This is a genomic window from Klebsiella sp. GB_Kp047 (assembly GCF_040065235.1).
GTDB classification, from domain to species: Bacteria; Pseudomonadota; Gammaproteobacteria; order Enterobacterales; family Enterobacteriaceae; genus Klebsiella; species Klebsiella quasipneumoniae.
In genome coordinates this window covers 366,392-382,327 of the sequence record NZ_JBEAJG010000001.1, presented here as the reverse complement: position 1 = coordinate 382,327, position 15,936 = coordinate 366,392, and the positions used below count along the sequence as shown (strand labels likewise).

The 15,936-nt window shown below is 61.0% G+C and carries 17 protein-coding genes; 6 read left to right on the top strand and 11 right to left on the bottom strand.

The window, feature by feature from the left end:
- Genes ABLV76_RS01875 through ABLV76_RS01865 form a run of 3 tightly spaced genes read left to right on the top strand, consistent with a single transcriptional unit; the run spans position 1 to position 2,802 of the window.
- Positions 1–1,059 (top strand): ABC transporter substrate-binding protein, encoded by a 1,059-nt coding sequence (locus ABLV76_RS01875; protein WP_049092555.1) that lies wholly within the window; start codon positions 1–3, stop codon positions 1,057–1,059.
- Positions 1,049–2,056: an iron ABC transporter permease gene (locus tag ABLV76_RS01870; RefSeq protein WP_049092556.1), complete on the top strand. Its 1,008-nt coding sequence runs from the start codon at positions 1,049–1,051 to the stop codon at positions 2,054–2,056. Before ABLV76_RS01875 ends, ABLV76_RS01870 begins: the two co-directional genes overlap by 11 nt.
- Complete coding sequence (locus ABLV76_RS01865) at positions 2,053–2,802, top strand: ABC transporter ATP-binding protein (RefSeq protein ID WP_032456241.1); 750 nt, start codon at positions 2,053–2,055, stop codon at positions 2,800–2,802. The genes ABLV76_RS01870 and ABLV76_RS01865 overlap by 4 nt, the downstream gene beginning before the upstream one ends.
- On the opposite strand, the gene ABLV76_RS01860 is transcribed toward ABLV76_RS01865, so the two are convergent.
- The 4 genes from ABLV76_RS01860 to ABLV76_RS01845 form a co-directional block, all read right to left on the bottom strand.
- Positions 2,786–3,529: a substrate-binding domain-containing protein gene (locus tag ABLV76_RS01860; protein ID WP_032431073.1), complete on the bottom strand. Its 744-nt coding sequence runs from the start codon at positions 3,527–3,529 to the stop codon at positions 2,786–2,788. The two genes, ABLV76_RS01865 and ABLV76_RS01860, sit on opposite strands and share 17 nt — an antisense overlap.
- A 56-nt stretch (positions 3,530–3,585) precedes the next feature.
- Positions 3,586–4,422 carry a shikimate dehydrogenase gene (locus ABLV76_RS01855; protein ID WP_032456243.1) on the bottom strand — a complete coding sequence of 279 codons (837 nt, stop codon included), beginning with the start codon at positions 4,420–4,422 and terminating at the stop codon, positions 3,586–3,588.
- Positions 4,423–4,440: 18 nt separating this feature from the next.
- Positions 4,441–5,760: an MFS transporter gene (locus ABLV76_RS01850; protein ID WP_348878148.1), complete on the bottom strand. Its 1,320-nt coding sequence runs from the start codon at positions 5,758–5,760 to the stop codon at positions 4,441–4,443.
- Positions 5,761–5,831: 71 nt separating this feature from the next.
- Positions 5,832–7,685: a sugar phosphate isomerase/epimerase and 4-hydroxyphenylpyruvate domain-containing protein gene (locus ABLV76_RS01845; RefSeq protein WP_017900844.1), complete on the bottom strand. Its 1,854-nt coding sequence runs from the start codon at positions 7,683–7,685 to the stop codon at positions 5,832–5,834.
- 126 nt (positions 7,686–7,811) lie between these two features.
- Here ABLV76_RS01845 and ABLV76_RS01840 point away from each other — a divergent pair, with 126 nt between their 5' ends.
- Positions 7,812–8,450: a TetR/AcrR family transcriptional regulator gene (locus ABLV76_RS01840; RefSeq protein ID WP_048324593.1), complete on the top strand. Its 639-nt coding sequence runs from the start codon at positions 7,812–7,814 to the stop codon at positions 8,448–8,450.
- Between the two features lie 17 nt (positions 8,451–8,467).
- Here the strand turns inward: ABLV76_RS01840 and fumD are convergent, their stop codons facing one another.
- Positions 8,468–8,680: a fumarate hydratase FumD gene (gene fumD, locus ABLV76_RS01835; RefSeq protein ID WP_004203074.1), complete on the bottom strand. Its 213-nt coding sequence runs from the start codon at positions 8,678–8,680 to the stop codon at positions 8,468–8,470.
- Between the two features lie 236 nt (positions 8,681–8,916).
- The gene (locus ABLV76_RS01830; RefSeq protein WP_004217210.1) at positions 8,917–9,048 is read right to left on the bottom strand and encodes a hypothetical protein; all 132 of its coding nucleotides are present in this window, start codon (positions 9,046–9,048) and stop codon (positions 8,917–8,919) included.
- Between the two features lie 137 nt (positions 9,049–9,185).
- Between ABLV76_RS01830 and pykF the strand changes: the two genes are divergently transcribed.
- Positions 9,186–10,598: a pyruvate kinase PykF gene (gene pykF, locus ABLV76_RS01825; RefSeq protein WP_004203076.1), complete on the top strand. Its 1,413-nt coding sequence runs from the start codon at positions 9,186–9,188 to the stop codon at positions 10,596–10,598.
- Positions 10,599–10,910: 312 nt separating this feature from the next.
- Positions 10,911–11,147 (top strand): major outer membrane lipoprotein, encoded by a 237-nt coding sequence (locus ABLV76_RS01820; protein ID WP_002908860.1) that lies wholly within the window; start codon positions 10,911–10,913, stop codon positions 11,145–11,147.
- Positions 11,148–11,208: 61 nt separating this feature from the next.
- On the opposite strand, the gene ABLV76_RS01815 is transcribed toward ABLV76_RS01820, so the two are convergent.
- The 5 genes from ABLV76_RS01815 to sufC form a co-directional block, all read right to left on the bottom strand.
- The gene (locus tag ABLV76_RS01815; protein ID WP_004203079.1) at positions 11,209–12,195 is read right to left on the bottom strand and encodes a L,D-transpeptidase family protein; all 987 of its coding nucleotides are present in this window, start codon (positions 12,193–12,195) and stop codon (positions 11,209–11,211) included.
- Between the two features lie 99 nt (positions 12,196–12,294).
- Positions 12,295–12,711 carry a cysteine desulfuration protein SufE gene (gene sufE / locus ABLV76_RS01810; RefSeq protein WP_004203081.1) on the bottom strand — a complete coding sequence of 139 codons (417 nt, stop codon included), beginning with the start codon at positions 12,709–12,711 and terminating at the stop codon, positions 12,295–12,297.
- An 11-nt stretch (positions 12,712–12,722) separates the two neighbouring features.
- Positions 12,723–13,943: a cysteine desulfurase SufS gene (gene sufS / locus ABLV76_RS01805; RefSeq protein ID WP_032456245.1), complete on the bottom strand. Its 1,221-nt coding sequence runs from the start codon at positions 13,941–13,943 to the stop codon at positions 12,723–12,725.
- Positions 13,940–15,214 (bottom strand): Fe-S cluster assembly protein SufD, encoded by a 1,275-nt coding sequence (gene sufD / locus ABLV76_RS01800; RefSeq protein WP_017900848.1) that lies wholly within the window; start codon positions 15,212–15,214, stop codon positions 13,940–13,942. Before sufD ends, sufS begins: the two co-directional genes overlap by 4 nt.
- Positions 15,189–15,935: a Fe-S cluster assembly ATPase SufC gene (sufC, locus tag ABLV76_RS01795; RefSeq protein WP_004203085.1), complete on the bottom strand. Its 747-nt coding sequence runs from the start codon at positions 15,933–15,935 to the stop codon at positions 15,189–15,191. The genes sufD and sufC overlap by 26 nt, the downstream gene beginning before the upstream one ends.
- Between the last annotated feature and the right edge of the window lies 1 nt (position 15,936).

Genomic DNA, 15,936 nt, shown 5'->3' with positions numbered 1-15,936 from the left:
ATGCCAAAACACCCCATACTGCTGGGCCTGACGCTGCTCAGCGCCAGCCTGTTCACCGGTCAGGCCTTCGCCGACCGCACTGTCACCGACCAGCTGGGTCGCCAGGTCACCCTCCCCAACCACGTCACCCGCGTCGTGGTTCTGCAGCATCAGACGCTCAACCTGCTGGTGCAACTGCATGCCGCTGAGGATATCGTCGGCGTCTTAAGCAGCTGGAAGAAACAGCTCGGGCCGCAGTTCGCCCGCTTTATGCCCGAGATCGGGCAACTGGCGACCCCGGGCGATCTCACTCAGGTCAATATTGAAAGCCTGCTGGCGCTGCGTCCGCAGGTGGTTTTCGTCGCCAACTATGCGCCGCCGGCGATGATCGCGCAGATCCAACAGGCCGGGATCCCGGTGGTGGCCATTTCGCTGCGCCAGGATGCCGCTGGGGAAAAAAGTAAAATGAACCCCACCATGGCTGACGAGGAGCAGGCCTATAACGCCGGACTGGTAGAGGGGATCCGCCTTATCGGCGAGGTCGTCGAACGCCAGCCCGAGGCCGAGGCGCTGATTCACTACACCTTTGAGGCGCGTAAGCAAGCCAATGCGCCGGTGGCCGATATTCCCCAGAACCAGCGGGTGCGGGTGTATATGGCCAACCCCGATCTGAATACCTACGGCGCCGGCAAATACACCGGTCTGATGATGGCGCACGCCGGGGCGCTGAACGTGGCGGCCGCCAGCGTAACAGGCGCCCGTCAGGTGTCGCTGGAGCAGGTGCTGGCGTGGAACCCGCAGGTGATCTTCGTCCAGGACCGTTATCCGCAGGTGGTCAAACAGATAGAGAACGACCCGCAGTGGCAGGCGATCGATGCGGTGAAACATCACCGCGTGTGGCTGATGCCGGAGTACGCCAAAGCCTGGGGTTACCCGATGCCGGAGGCCCTGGCGCTGGGCGAGCTGTGGATGGCGAAAAAACTCTACCCTTCGCGTTACCAGAACATCGATGTGGACAGTCAAGCCAGGGATTACTATCAACGCTTTTACCGCGTAGCGTGGACGCCAGATGCCCGCTAACCACCGTCCCTGGCTGTTGCAGGGTAGCCTGGCGCTGGCGACGCTGGCGATCGCGGTCGCCTCTCTCTGTTTCGGCCAGTTCCCGTTAAGCCTGAGCGCCGTTGGCCACACCCTGATCCATCTCCCGCCAGGCGAAGGGGTGATCGGACAGATCGTCTGGTCGGTTCGCCTGCCGCGCGTGGTCATGGCTCTGCTGGCCGGGGGCGCGCTGGGGCTGTGCGGCGCCACCTTACAGGGCGTGTTCCAGAACCCGCTGGTCGACCCGCACATCATCGGAGTGACCTCTGGCTCCGCCTTCGGCGGCACGCTGGCGATCCTGTTGGGCGTCGGCGGCCTGCTGATGATGGCCTCGACCTTTTTCTTTGGTCTCGTCGCACTGGGGCTGATTTACGCCCTCGCCGCCCTGCAGGGGCGGGACAGCACGCTGGGGCTGATTCTGTCCGGGATCATCCTCAGCGGCTTCTTCGCCGCGCTGGTCAGCCTGATGCAGTACCTCGCCGACAGCGAAGAGACGTTACCGAACATTGTCTTCTGGCTGCTCGGCAGCTTCGCAACCGCCAGCTGGCATAAGGTACTGCTCATGATCCTGCCCATGGCGGTGGCCGCCGGGGTGTTGTGGAAGCTGCGCTGGCGAATCAATCTGTTGGCGCTGGAGGAGCGCGATGCCCGCAGTCTTGGCGTTCCGGTGGCCGCGCTGCGTCGCGCCGTGCTGGTCTGCTGCGCGGTGCTGGTGGCAGCGCAAGTGGCGGTCAGCGGCAGCATCGCCTGGATGGGACTGGTGGTCCCGCACCTCGCCCGTCTGCTGGTGGGCGCCGACCATCGTCGCCTGCTGCCCGCCGCCTTCTGGCTCGGCGCCGCCCTGATGCTGGTGGTGGACGATATGGCGCGCACGCTGACGCAGGCGGAGATCCCGATCGGGATCATCACAGCCCTGCTCGGCGCGCCGCTGTTTACCTTGTTGCTGGTGCAATCCCGACGCCGGAATACGCTCCAATGAACCGCTCATTGTCGCTGGAAGCGCTACGTTACGGCCACCGTCAGCCGCTCTTCGCCCCGCTCACGCTGGCCTGCCGTCCCGGCGAGATCTGGGCGGTGCTGGGCGCCAATGGCCGGGGAAAAAGTACTCTGCTGGATACCCTGACCGGCGTGCTGCCACCGCTGAGCGGCCGGGCGCAGTGCGAGGGCGGCGTCGCCCTGGTTCCGCAGTCGTTTCGTCCCGCTTTCCGCTGGCGAGTGAGCGATGTGGTGCTGATGGGCCGCGCCCGGCACGTGGATCTCTTTGCCCAGCCGGACGAGGAGGATGCCCGGCGGGTTGAGCAGGCGCTGGCGCAGCTGGGGATTGCCGCCCTGGCCGGGGATGACTTCGACGCGCTCTCCGGCGGCCAGCAGCAGCTGGTGCTGATTGCCCGCGCGCTGGTCAGCGCCAGTCAGAATATCCTGCTGGATGAGCCCTGCTCGGCGCTGGATCTCGGTAACCAGCAGGTGGTGCTCCAGCTGATCGACGACCTCGCTCACCGCCAGACGCGCACCGTCCTGTTCACCACCCATGATCCGAATCATGCGCTACAGGTGGCCAGCCATACGCTGCTGCTTCTGCCGGAGGGCCAGTGGCTGGCGGGCGAGACTGCCGAAGTGCTGAGCGAAACGCACCTCCGGCAAGCATACGGCCTGCCGGTACGTCTGATCTACCATCCCGCGTCCGCCTCCCCTCTGCTGGCGCCGGGGTTTACTCTGCGTCGCTGAACGGCATAAAACCCGCCTGCCGGAGATACCCCTGGCCAACGTCGCCGAGGATAAAGCGATACAGGGCCAGCGCGGCGGGATCGGCACTGAGGCGCGCCAACTGGTAATCGCAGCGAATATTCCACGCTGCCGGGATGGTCAGGGTACGCAGATCGTCGCAGGAGGCCAGCGCGGGGGCATAGTGCGCGTAGCCAATAAACAGATCCGCCAGATTCTGGCGAATGAGCCACGCGCCGGCTATCTCTCCCGGCGGCACGCTCAGTGAGTCTCTGCCGCCGACCAGCGGCTGCGCCCGCCCGGCCATCGCGTTGCCCAACCCTGGATAGCGCGCCTCGATTCGGGCAAACAGCTGCCAGGTATAATCTCCTGACGGATCGCAGCCCGGCGTGGAGGTCGCCAGCCGCAGGCGGGGCGTGCTGAGCAGCGCCAGCCAGTCCAGGCCATCGTTGTCCGGCGACCGCCTGGCGGTCAGCATCAGCTGGTTGCCGGCAAATCCCTGGCATTCCTGCGCCAGACCCGCCTGGAGCAGCGCCTGCGGGTGCGCCGCGTTGGCGGAAGCAAAAACCGCGCACGGGGTCCCGGCCTCGATCCGCTCGCGCAGCAGGCCGGCAGGGCCAAACTGCGCATCGACCGCCAGGCCAGTCTGCTGCTGAAAGTACGCCACCAGCGGCAGAAAAGCGCTTTTCAGGCTTCCCGCCGCCAGCAGCGTGAGAGGAGTGGACATTATAGATCGTCGCTATAAACCGGATAATATAGCGCTATATTACCCGGTTTGCCGCCACGTCAGTAGCGAATTTCCGCCAGCGCCCGGAGCTGTTCAGGGGTGGCTACCGGCAGGTCGAAAAAGCGCAGATAGGCGGGGATCATTTCAAACAGCATGTCGGTCCCGCGCTGGATGGGGCACTGTCGCGCCTGGGCGGCCCTCAGCAGCGGGGTATACTCCTGGGTCATCACCACCTCCCCCACCCAGGTGCCAGGCGCCAGACGGTCCACGTCCAGCGGCAGCGGATCGCTGACCTTCATCCCCAGCGGCGTGGCGTTAACCACCAGCTCGTGTCCGGCCGGATCGCGCTGCATCAGGGTGATATCGAGCTGCGGATAGTGCTGATGCAGCCGTCCGGCGAGAGCGTGCGCCACCTCCGGTCGGGTATCGTACAGGGTCAGAGCGCTAACCCCTGCCGCCGCGAGAGAGGCGGCGATAGCCGACCCCACTCCGCCGTTGCCGACCACCAGCGCCCGCGTCCCCTCAGGATGAAATCCTTTGCGGCGCAGGCCCAGCACAAAGCCGTCGCCATCGAACATGTCCCCGGAGAGGCTGCCGTCCGCCTCGCGACGGATGGCGTTACAGGCGCCGGCGATAGCCGCCGTCGGGCTCAGGCGCTGCACCAGCTCGCAGGTGGCGATTTTATGCGGCATCGTCACCAGCGCGCCGATGATGTTGGTCATCGTAAACAGCGGCGGAATAAACGCGGCATAGTCCTCCGGTTTGACCCCCATCGGCACCACCTTCACGTCCACCTGCTGGTCGACAAACCAAGGGTTGTAGATCATCGGCGCCTTAAAACTGGCGGTCGGATAGCCAAGATGCGCTATCAGCCGCGTATTCCCACTAATCACCATGCCTTGCTCCTTTGTTTACTACGATAACTCGATACGTTTGACGTCGCCGAGGATAAACAGATAGGCCACCACACCCAGCAGCGCGGCGCCGCCGATGTAGATCAACGCGTAGAAGAAATTGCCGAACCCGGCGACGATAACGCCGATCACCAGCGGGGTGAGGATCCCCGCGAGGTTGGCGCAAAAGTTGAACAGGCCACCGGTAAGTCCGCCCAGCCCCTTCGGGGCGATGTCGGAGATCAGCGTCCAGCCGAGGCCCACCATCCCCTGGCCAAAAAAGGCAAACGACATCACCAGGATCACCGCCAGGTCACTCTGCAGCCAGTTGGCGGAGATGATACAGCTGGCCATCAGCAGGCCAGCGACGATCGGCAGCTTACGCCCCAGGTTGGCCGACCCGGTGGCTTTGAGCAGCTTGTCGGAGATCCAGCCGCCAAACATCACCCCACCGGCGGCGGCGACAAACGGCAGGATGGAAAAGAAACCAACCTTCAGCCACGGCATATGGCGTTCGGTGGCCAGCCAGGTCGGGAACCAGGTGAGAAAGAACACCAGCACGGTATTGCCGGCAAACTGACCGATGCTGGCGCCGATGATCTGGCGTTTGCTCAGCAGCTGGCGGACCAGCGGCCAGCTGAACGCCACCTGCTGGTCCGTCGGGGCGCTCAGGCCGCCGCCGTTTTCGATATGCTCACGCTCCTGCTGGCTGAGACGAGGATCTTCATGCGGTTCGCGGTAGCAGCGCCACCACACCAGGGCAAACAGAATGCCAACCGCGCCGACGCTGACGAACAGCACCCGCCAGCCGAAGCCATCCATGATCCAGAACAGCAGCGGGGCAAAGCAGGCCAGCCCAAGATACTCCCCCACGGTGTACACCGCCGTGGCCTTCGCGCGCTCCTGCTGCGGGAACCAGGCGCTGACCACCCGGCTATTGACCGGAAAGCACGGCGCTTCGCTGACGCCAAGCCCGAAACGGCACAGCAGCAGCGTTTTCAGCCCCACCGCCATGCCGTGGAACAGGGTAAACAGCGACCACAGGGTCAGCGACAGAAAATAGGTGACTTTGTTGCCAAAGCGGTCAAGAAACAGCCCGCCGGGGATTTGCGCCAGGGCGTAGGTCCAGGCGAAAGCGGAGAAAAGTATCCCCATGATCGCTGGATCGATCTCCAGCTCAGCGGTGAGCTTTGGGGCGGCGATCCCCAGCACGGTGCGGTCGAGGTAGTTGATCATGGTGCCGATGGCCAGCAGCGCAAGAATGCCGATGCGCCGCCGGGAGCGGCGCGCGGTGACGGCCGGCTGGGCGGCAGCCGTCGGGTTAGGGCTATATGAGCTCATAGTCAGTTCCTGTCTCGGGTACAGAGGGTGTTGTTATTGTGTTTCAGGCATAATGAACCATTTGATTCAGGCTAACAATACTGCATCGCCGCCAGGCGGACGGCCGCATTCGCCGCGCCATAGAGCGCGTAGCCTGCCCGTCGTTCGGTTAATTCAAAGAAGAAGCGCCCGGCGGTGAAGGGCCGGGTATACAGGTGCAGGAACGCCCCGCCCTGCGGATCGCGGTCGTAGAGAAGCTGCCGCCGCTGGAGCTGCCCGACGTCCAACTCGCCGCCAAAACGCGCCAGCAGATCGTCATAGTAATTGGCCGGGATCGGCAGCGCATGGCCGGCAACCGCGGCGAGCTGGTCGCAGGTGGCCGGCAGATCGCGGCAGGCAAAGGCGGCATGTTGCAGCCCCGCCCCCTGGTAGCAGGCGACCGATCGGGCGATCTGCGTCGCCCGGCTCTGGGAGATATTCAGCGCCAGGCGGATATCGCCCTGCGGGCTGCGCACCGCCAGACTGCGCACCAGTCCATAGGGGTCCGGCAGCGTCTGCTCATGTTCAAGGGTAAAGCCAAACACCGTGCGGAAGAACATCACCCAGTTGTCGCGGCTGTCTGCCTCCATCCCCAGCGCCAGATGGTCGATACCGAGGTAATCTTCGCGGACCGTCAAACCGTCGCGCAGGAGAAAATCGCGCTCGTAGATCGCCTCTCCGGCGTCGATCAGATAGACCAGGCTGCCGTCAGGGGCGCAGATCGCCGGGATCGGCGTCTCGTTCGGCCCGGCGTCGCCCTGCCAGGTGGCATACCCCAGCGCGCGGGCGCGAGCGACAATCGGCGCACTGCTGTCGACCCGCAGCGCCATCGCACAGAGCGATACCCCATGGCGTTGATAAAAGTGATCGGCCCAGCTGTGGGGCTGATGGTTAATCACGATCCGCGCCCCGCCGTTGCGCCACAGCGTGACCTGTTTGGAGCGGTGGCTTCCCTCGTGCTGAAAACCCAAAGCCTGCAGATGCTGCCCCAGGCGCTGCGCCTCGGCGACGCTGGCGGCGAATTCAATAAACTCCAGCCCGTGATAGTTCGGCAACGGCGGCGGTGAAAACAGATCGGCATCGCACGCCGGGAGCCGGCGTCGAGTCTGCTCCTCCAGCCACAGCAGCGAACGATAACCATCTTTGGCCGTCGCGCCGTTTGGCGAGGCGCGAAAACCGTCATTAAAGATCTCCAGCGACCAGGGACCGCGATAGCCGCAGCGGGTGATCTGCTCGGCAAACGCCTCCAGCGGCAGCTCCCCCTGCCCGGGGAAGCAGCGGAAATGGCGACTCCACTCCAGGAGATCCATTTTCATATACGGCGCATCGGCGAGCTGAACGAAGGTGATTTTCTCCACCGGCACCGATGGCAGCGCGTCGAGGGTGTCGCCCCGGGCCAGGATATGGAAGCTGTCGAGCACCAGGCCCAGCGCCGGGCTGTCCACCTGCTGCACCCGCTCCCAGGCCTGATGCCAGCGGTTCACATGGGTTCCCCAGGCCAGCGCCTCATAGCCGATTACGATCCCCTCCTCTTCCGCCAGCGTGGCCAGCGCCCGCAGGTCCGCCACCTGCAGTTCGCTATCCGCCGAGCAGTCCGGCTGCACATTGCTGCACAACAGCAGCGTGTCGCAGCCCAGCTCGCGCATCAGCGCAAATTTGCGTCTGGCGCGGGTCATATTGGCCGCAAACTGCGCCCGGCTGGCGCCTTCAAAATCGCGAAAGGGTTGAAAAAGCGTGATTTTTAACCCTAAATCGGCGGCCAGCTGGCGGATTTCCGCCGGCGTCCCCGTATAATAGAGCAGATCGTTCTCGAAAATTTCCACACCCTGATAGCCCGCCGCCGCAATAGCGTGCAGCTTCTCTGGCAGGGTGCCGGAAATCGAAACGGTGGCGATAGAGCGCAGCATAAGGTCCTCGGGTCAATAGCTGACGTGAGTCTTGAATATGTATCATTTGGTTCATTTGCGCCATACCAGGTTGCTAAATTGTGATCATTATGTGTATTTTTTGTCACCCAAGAAAAAGGAGTTGCCATGACCGTCGTTGCTCATGATGAAGCACAATCTCTGAAGGAGCGGATCTTCAGCGCCGCTATCGCCGTCTTTGCCGAACACGGGCTGTCAGGCGCCCGCATGGAGCAGATCGCCACCGAGGCGCAGACCACCAAGCGCATGGTGGTCTACTACTTCAAAAGCAAAGAGCAGCTCTATCAGGAGGTGCTGCAGCATGTGTATGCGCGGATCCGCGAAACCGAGCAGCAGTTGGGGCTGGAGAATGTGCCGCCGGTAGAGGCGCTGGTGCGGCTGGTGCGCTGGAGCGTGCGCTATCACGCCACCCATGCGGACTATATGCGGGTGATTTGCATGGAGAACATGCAGCGCGGCAAGTGGCTGAAGGCCTCAGGGGATCTGAAGCCGCTGAATCGAACCGCCCTGTCGATTCTGGAAGACATTTTGCAACGCGGCCAACAGCAGGGCGTCTTTCAGGCGGGGCTGGAAGCGCGCGATGTCCACCGGTTGATCAGCAGCTTCAGCTTTTATCAGGTGTCGAATTTCTACACCTTCAGCAGTCTGTACCTTGACGATCCGCTGCCCGCCATTGACGATGAAGCGATGGTGGCCCACCACTGCGACATTGCCGTCCGGGCGGTGGTCCGCTTTGTGATTTCCTGACCCGCCGGCGAAAGGCGTCAGTGTCCGGAGAGGGCGTGAATGACCTTCGCCATCGCCTCCTCGGTGAGCGGTGAACGCTGGATTTTGCTGTTCGCCAGCGAGGTGCGCAACACGCCGGCGATGACAATGTGTTTTGGCTCCTGACCAAGGTCACGCATCTCCAGCACCACTTTGCCCACCACGCGGCACATTTCCTGGTACAGCTCGTCGTCTTTCGCTTTATTTCCCATTGAGTCTGGCTCGCATTTTCTCATTATCAATCAAATCATTATTGATAGATTTTTCCGGCAACGCAAATCATCCCACCGTTAACGGCTCAATGGGGTATTTTAGCGCCTCATGATGTCAGTAAAATCCCTTTCTTACACCCCTTTTCATGCCGCCTGATGAAATATTGTGTTGCGTAGTTTTATGCATAACGTGCCGGTTTTGTTACGCGTTTTGTCCATAATTTGAAACGAGGTTTTTATTTTCCTTTTTGATTTCGGCAGCGTATAATGCGCTTCGATTCTTTCTTGAATGGTTTCAGCGCATTGGACTGCATGATAAAACGCATAACACCTTGCCACATTTCATGGGCTGAACCGCCAGCACACATTCTTCTGCACGCTTCAGGGTTGTCACCTATCCTTAGGGCGTGGCTTAGCAACTTTCGTAATACAGGTTTGGCTCCCCGGCAGTGCGCCCGCGGAGCGAGAATTCCATATCCTTCACAACTTAAAGACTAAAACTGTCATGAAAAAGACCAAAATTGTTTGCACCATCGGTCCGAAAACCGAATCTGAAGAGATGCTGACCAAAATGCTGGAAGCCGGCATGAACGTGATGCGTCTGAACTTCTCTCACGGTGACTATGCGGAACACGGTCAGCGCATCCAGAACCTGCGCAATGTGATGAGCAAAACCGGTAAGAAAGCCGCTATTCTGCTGGACACCAAAGGACCGGAAATTCGTACCATCAAGCTGGAAGGCGGCAACGACGTCTCCCTGAAAGCGGGCCAGACTTTCACCTTCACCACCGATAAATCCGTTATCGGCAACAGCGAAATCGTAGCGGTAACCTATGAAGGCTTCACCTCTGACCTGAGCGTCGGCAACACCGTTCTGGTAGACGATGGCCTGATCGGCATGGAAGTGACCGCTATCGAAGGCAACAAAGTTATCTGTAAAGTGCTGAACAACGGCGACCTTGGCGAGAACAAAGGCGTGAACCTGCCGGGCGTCTCTATCGCCCTGCCGGCGCTGGCGGAAAAAGACAAACAGGATCTGATCTTCGGTTGCGAACAGGGCGTGGACTTCGTCGCGGCCTCCTTCATCCGTAAGCGTTCCGACGTCGTCGAGATCCGTGAGCACCTGAAAGCCCACGGCGGCGAAAACATCCAGATCATCTCCAAAATCGAAAACCAGGAAGGCCTGAACAACTTCGACGAAATCCTCGAAGCCTCTGACGGCATCATGGTTGCTCGTGGCGACATGGGCGTTGAGATCCCGGTTGAAGAAGTTATCTTCGCGCAGAAAATGATCATCGAAAAATGTATCCGCGCGCGCAAAGTGGTTATCACCGCTACCCAGATGCTGGACTCCATGATCAAGAACCCGCGTCCGACCCGCGCTGAAGCCGGCGATGTGGCCAACGCCATCCTCGACGGCACCGATGCGGTGATGCTGTCCGGCGAATCCGCGAAAGGTAAATACCCGCTGGAAGCGGTCACCATCATGGCGACTATCTGCGAACGTACCGACCGCGTCATGACCAGCCGTCTGGATTTCAACAACGACAACCGTAAACTTCGCATCACCGAAGCGGTGTGCCGCGGCGCGGTAGAAACCGCTGAGAAACTGGAAGCACCGCTGATCGTCGTCGCCACCCAGGGCGGTAAATCCGCACGCGCTGTGCGCAAATACTTCCCGGATGCCACCATCCTGGCGCTGACCACCAACGAAACCACCGCTCGCCAGCTGGTGCTGAGCAAAGGCGTTGTGCCGCAGCTGGTGACAGAGATTGCCTCTACTGATGACTTCTATCACCTGGGCAAAGATCTGGCGCTGAAGAGCGGCCTCGCGCGCAAAGGCGACGTGGTAGTGATGGTCTCTGGCGCATTAGTCCCGAGCGGCACCACTAATACCGCTTCCGTGCACGTGCTGTAATAATTTACAGGTTAATTGGTTTTTTTTAATAAAGCGCCTCTCGGGGCGCTTTTTTTTATTCATCGGCTAGCTCTTCCTATTAAAAATGCAAATCGGAATTTACTATTTAATAAGAGATTATCTAAGATGAATCCGATGGAAGCGCGCTGTTTTCACTCGCCTTTTTCAGCGATTTTGACCAATTCGATGCTTCTTTGAGCGAACGATCAAAAATAAGTGCGTTCAGGTAAAAAAAATATTCTCATCCCAAAAAAGTTTGTGTAATACTTGTAACGCTACATGGAGATTAACTCAATCTAGAGGGTATTAATAATGAATCGTACTAAACTGGTACTGGGCGCGGTAATCCTGGGTTCTACTCTGCTGGCTGGTTGCTCCAGCAATGCTAAAATCGATCAGCTGTCTTCTGACGTTCAGACTCTGAACGCTAAAGTTGACCAGCTGAGCAACGACGTGAACGCAATGCGTTCCGACGTTCAGGCTGCTAAAGACGACGCAGCTCGCGCTAACCAGCGTCTGGACAACCAGGCTCACTCTTACCGTAAGTAAGAGTTCTGGTAATAAAAATGGCGCACTCAGTGCGCCATTTTTTTTGCCCTCGCGCTGACGGCTACTGGGTGAGCAGGCCGTTATCAGACGAACTGTTCTGCGCCGACAGCGACGTCGCCGCGCTCCCCGCCCCCGTCGATACCACCACCGGATAGCCCGCCCTTCTCGACATCGCTTTTTTCAACTGCTGGTCATCCACCGCTTTATCCTCTGCGAAGGCGTGAAACGCCGCTGGCAGCGTGTAAGCGATGGTCCGGGTGTTTTCCCCTTCCGTCTGCGACAGCGGCCTGTGGACCTCTACGTAGCGTTTACCATCCGGTTCGACGGCAAACTTCACCGGCTGATTGATGATCCGCACTGGCGTCCCGGTTTTCACCTGACTGAACAGCGCCTTGATGTCATCAGCGTTCATCCGCATACAGCCCGAGCTGACGCGCAGCCCAACGCTGTCCGGGGCGTTAGTCCCGTGGATGAGATATTCGCCGTTACCGTAGGCCAGACGCAGCGCATAGCGACCCAGCGGGTTATTCGGCCCGGCCGGCACCACCGCCGGCAGCGTCACCCCTTTCTCCAGCGAGCGCGCACGGATGCCGGCGGTGGGTGTCCAGGTCGGGTTAGGGATCTTCTGCCCGACGCGGGTGGTCATCTCCGGGGTTTCCAGTCCTAACTGGCCGATGCCCAGGGGATAAACCTGGACCTGATTCTCTCCCGGCGGGAAGTAGTACAGCCGCAGCTCCGCGAGGTTGACGACAATCCCCTCCCGCGGCGCGTCAGGCAGCAGCATCTGCGAAGGGATCAGCACCTGGGTCCCGGGCTTCGGCTGCACCGGCGCAATGGTATCGTTGGCTTCGAGGATCAGCATCGCCGCGGTATCGAAATGGCGGGCAATCGCCTGCAGGTTGCGATCGCTCTCCTGAACCGTCCAGTACTGGTTCTGGCCAATCAGCCGGCTGTTAGCCGGAGGCAGCGGGTAGTCGACGGCCCAGGCGGCCGGGGAGGCGCCAAGGGCGCTGAGAAGGGCTAAGGTGATCATCGTTTTGCGTTTCATACTGAGATTCCTTCTTTCGCTGATAAAACGCCAGGAGACTGAACGGCGGCAGGGTCAGCGCCCTGCCGGACGTAACAGAATGAAATCTACCTGTTTATTCTAGCTAATATTTGCGGCTTTCGCGCGTATCGCGCGGATCATGGCTTCGAGGCCCTGCGAGCGGGAGGGGGTAAGATGCTGGGTGAGAGCCATTTTTTCAAACCACGGGCGGACGTCGAACTCGACGATGTCCTGGGCGGTCATCCGGTCATAAAGGATAAACACCACCGCAATCAGCCCTTTGACAATCGCCGCATCGCTGTCGCCGCGCAGGGTGACAACGCCGGAAGGATCCTGCGCCATCACGATCCATACCTGGCTTTGACAGCCCTGAATAATATTCTGCGGGCTGTGCTCCGCGTCGCTCAGCGGCGCCAGCCGCTGGCCCAGCTCAATGATATAAAGATACTTCTCTTCCCAGTTGGCGCAACGGCTAAAATTGCGCAACAGTTTATCTTTGTCCGGTAATGCCGTCATCGTCACGTCCTTTACCCTAATAGTTTGTGGATCCGCTGGAGGCCGGCCACCAGGCGGTCCACCTCTTCCGTGGTATTGTACATGGCCAGCGACGCCCGACACATGGCCGGTACCTGATAGCGGGCCATCAACGGCATGGCGCAGTGGTGCCCGGTCCGCACGGCGATCCCGTAGTTATCGAGGAAGCTGCCGACGTCATAGGCGTGATGCTGGCCGAGGTTAAAGGCAATCACCCCTTTGCGCTGCGCCGGACCGTAGAGGATCAGGTCCGGCACCGCGCGCAGGGCCTCCAGCGCGTAGCGCATGAGCGTCTGCTCGTATTCGGCGATCTGCGTCAGTCCCAGTTGGCTGACGTAGCTCAGCGCGGCGCCGAGGCCAATGATCCCGCCGGTATTCGGCGTGCCGGCCTCAAAGCGCCACGGCGCCTGGTTCCAGGTGGTGCCCTCCGTCAGGCTGACGGTGGCGATCATCGACCCGCCCCCTTCCCAAGGCGCCATGGTCTGCAGCAGCTCGGCCCGGGCGTAGAGCACGCCGATCCCGGTCGGACCATACAATTTGTGGGCGGAGAAGACATAAAAATCACAACCCAGCGCCTGAACGTCCACCGGGTGGTGCATCACCGCCTGAGCACCGTCCACCAGTACTTTCGCGCCATGCTGATGCGCAAGGGCAATCAGCGCCGACAGCGGGTTTTCGGTGCCCAGCACGTTGGAGACTTCGGTGATCGCCAGCAAGCGGGTACGCTGGTCAAACAGCCCGGGAACCACGTCCAGCTGCAGGGTGCCGTCCGGGTTGAGGGGAATCACCCGCAGCTCAGCCCCCACCCTGGCGCAGAGCATCTGCCACGGTACGATGTTGGCGTGGTGCTCCATCTCGCTGATGATGATGTTATCCCCAGCGCCGACGTTGGCATTTCCCCAGCTGTTGGCCACCAGGTTGATGCCCTCGGTGGTGCCGCGCACGAATACCAGCTCCTCCGCCGATCCGGCGTTAAGGAAAGTGGCCGCCTGCTGGCGCACCGCTTCCATCCGCGCGGTGGCTTCCGCGCTGAGGGTATGGATCCCACGATGCACCGCCGCGTAGCCGTGACGATAGAATTCCGCTTCGGCGCCGATCACCGCCTCCGGTTTCTGGGCGCTGGCGGCGCTGTCAAGATAGACCAGCGGCTGGCCGTTGACCTCCCGGCTCAGCACCGGAAAATCGGCGCGAACCCGTTCTACTGAAAATGTCATGCTGTGCCTCCCGGCAAACGCTCTCCAATTCGCGCCAGCACCTGCTCTCTGAGCGCGTCGCTGCGGATAGCTTCGGTAAGCTCGGCGGCGAAGGCGTAGAGGATCATCTGCTGCGCCGCCTGATGTTCAATTCCGCGCGAGCGCAGATAGAACAGCTGTTCTTCGTCTATGCGCCCGACCGTCGCCCCGTGGCTGCATTTCACGTCATCGGCGTAAATCTCCAGCTGCGGTTTGGTGTCGACTTCCGCCAGCCGCCCGAGCAGCAGATTGTTGTTGGTCATCTGCCCGTCGGTTTTCAGCGCGTGCGGCGCGACGTTGATCAGCCCGTTAAACACCGCCCGGCCCTTATCGCTGACGATGGTTTTGTGCAGCTGGCGGCTGGTGCAGTACCCCACCTGGTGATCCAGCCAGGTGCGGCTGTCGCAGACCTCATTTTTTACCGGCATCGCCAGCGAATTAAGGCGCAGGTCGCTATTTTCGCCGCCCAGACGCGTGCTGGTGTGGTGACGCAGCACCTGGCCGCCGAGCAGGAAACTGCTGCTGAAGGCCGAGGCGTCGCGGCCCAGCTGCAGGTCGTTATGGGCGAAGTGGTAGCTATGCGCGTTCTCGAACGCCAGCTTGATGTGCTGCAGGCGTGCGTTGTCCGCCACCGTCATGGTCAGCCGCCCGCCGGTGAAGTGCGGTTGCTCATCGAAACTGAGGTAATGCTCGACAATCGTCGCCTCCGCCCCGCTCTCCAGCGTCAGATGGTGACGATAGTGGGCGGTATTCAGCGCATCGCCGGCCAGGCCGCGGGTGATATGCATCAGCAGCAGCGGCTTATCCAGGCGACGGTTGCGCGGCACGCGAAGGCGGGTCACCGACTGCGCCAGGCTTTCGGTCAGATGGAGAAACACTTCCGGCTGCAGGGCATCCGGCAGATGCTGGCGCTGGTTATCAACGCTAACCTCCACGCCGCTGGCGGCGAGATCGTCGCTCAGCTCAGGATGATAGCGGCCGTCGATAAACACCAGACGCCAGGCGTCCAGCGGCAGCGCCAGCGCGTCACGCTGTTCGGCGCTGAGCGACGCCCCCTCCTCGGCGACGAAGCGGCCGTTAAGTAGCGCGTCCAGCGGGGTGTATTTCCAGTCCTCCTGCTTGCGCGTCGGCAGCCCCAGGCGCAACAGCTGCTGCAGATGCTGGCTGGCCTCCGGCGTACGCTGGTCGCCCTGCGCTTCAAACAGATGGTGCCACTGCTGCAGCGCGTTACTGCTGTTCGGTAAGCCAGCCATAGCCCTGCTCCTCCAGCTGTTTGACGAGGGTGAAATCCCCCGACTTCACAATCCGCCCCTGATAGAGCACATGGACATAGTCCGGCTTGATATAGTCAAGGATGCGCTGATAGTGGGTGACGATGATGAAGGCGCGTTTGCCGTCGCGCAGCGCGTTCACGCCCTGGGAGACGATTTTCAGAGCATCGATGTCCAGCCCGGAATCCGATTCATCGAGAATGCACAGCTCCGGCTCAAGCACCGCCATCTGCAGAATGTCGTTGCGCTTTTTCTCGCCGCCGGAGAAACCCACGTTCACCGAACGGGTCAGCAGATCTTCCGGCATCTGCAGCAGCTTAATTTTCTCTTCCATCAGGTCCTGGAAATCGAAGCGATCCAGCGGCTCCTGGCCGCGATAGCTGCGTACGGCATTCAGCGCAGTCTGCAGGAAGAACTGGTTGCTGACGCCGGGGATCTCCACCGGATACTGGAAGGCCATAAAGATGCCTTCCCCGGCGCGATCTTCCGGGGCGAGCTCCAGCAGGTTTTTGCCCTTAAATTCGACGCTGCCGCCGGTGACCTCGTAATCTTCGCGCCCGGCCAGAGTGGCCGAAAGCGTACTTTTCCCCGAGCCGTTTGGCCCCATAATGGCGTGGACCTCCCCCGGACGCACCTCAAGGTTCAGCCCGCGCAGGATCGCTTTATCTTCGACGGCGACATGTAAATCTTGAATACTTAACATC

Coding starts and splice junctions, on each gene's coding strand:
- sufD (WP_017900848.1), bottom strand. CDS start 15,214: ATGGCTGGCTTACCGAACAGCAGTAACGCGCTGCAGCAGTGGCACCAT.
- ABLV76_RS01875 (WP_049092555.1), top strand. CDS start 1: ATGCCAAAACACCCCATACTGCTGGGCCTGACGCTGCTCAGCGCCAGC.
- ABLV76_RS01845 (WP_017900844.1), bottom strand. CDS start 7,685: ATGCTGCGCTCTATCGCCACCGTTTCGATTTCCGGCACCCTGCCAGAG.
- pykF (WP_004203076.1), top strand. CDS start 9,186: ATGAAAAAGACCAAAATTGTTTGCACCATCGGTCCGAAAACCGAATCT.
- ABLV76_RS01840 (WP_048324593.1), top strand. CDS start 7,812: ATGACCGTCGTTGCTCATGATGAAGCACAATCTCTGAAGGAGCGGATC.
- ABLV76_RS01830 (WP_004217210.1), bottom strand. CDS start 9,048: ATGTGTGCTGGCGGTTCAGCCCATGAAATGTGGCAAGGTGTTATGCGT.
- sufC (WP_004203085.1), bottom strand. CDS start 15,935: ATGTTAAGTATTCAAGATTTACATGTCGCCGTCGAAGATAAAGCGATC.
- ABLV76_RS01820 (WP_002908860.1), top strand. CDS start 10,911: ATGAATCGTACTAAACTGGTACTGGGCGCGGTAATCCTGGGTTCTACT.
- sufE (WP_004203081.1), bottom strand. CDS start 12,711: ATGACGGCATTACCGGACAAAGATAAACTGTTGCGCAATTTTAGCCGT.
- ABLV76_RS01870 (WP_049092556.1), top strand. CDS start 1,049: ATGCCCGCTAACCACCGTCCCTGGCTGTTGCAGGGTAGCCTGGCGCTG.
- sufS (WP_032456245.1), bottom strand. CDS start 13,943: ATGACATTTTCAGTAGAACGGGTTCGCGCCGATTTTCCGGTGCTGAGC.
- ABLV76_RS01855 (WP_032456243.1), bottom strand. CDS start 4,422: ATGGTGATTAGTGGGAATACGCGGCTGATAGCGCATCTTGGCTATCCG.
- ABLV76_RS01850 (WP_348878148.1), bottom strand. CDS start 5,760: ATGAGCTCATATAGCCCTAACCCGACGGCTGCCGCCCAGCCGGCCGTC.
- ABLV76_RS01865 (WP_032456241.1), top strand. CDS start 2,053: ATGAACCGCTCATTGTCGCTGGAAGCGCTACGTTACGGCCACCGTCAG.
- fumD (WP_004203074.1), bottom strand. CDS start 8,680: ATGGGAAATAAAGCGAAAGACGACGAGCTGTACCAGGAAATGTGCCGC.
- ABLV76_RS01815 (WP_004203079.1), bottom strand. CDS start 12,195: ATGAAACGCAAAACGATGATCACCTTAGCCCTTCTCAGCGCCCTTGGC.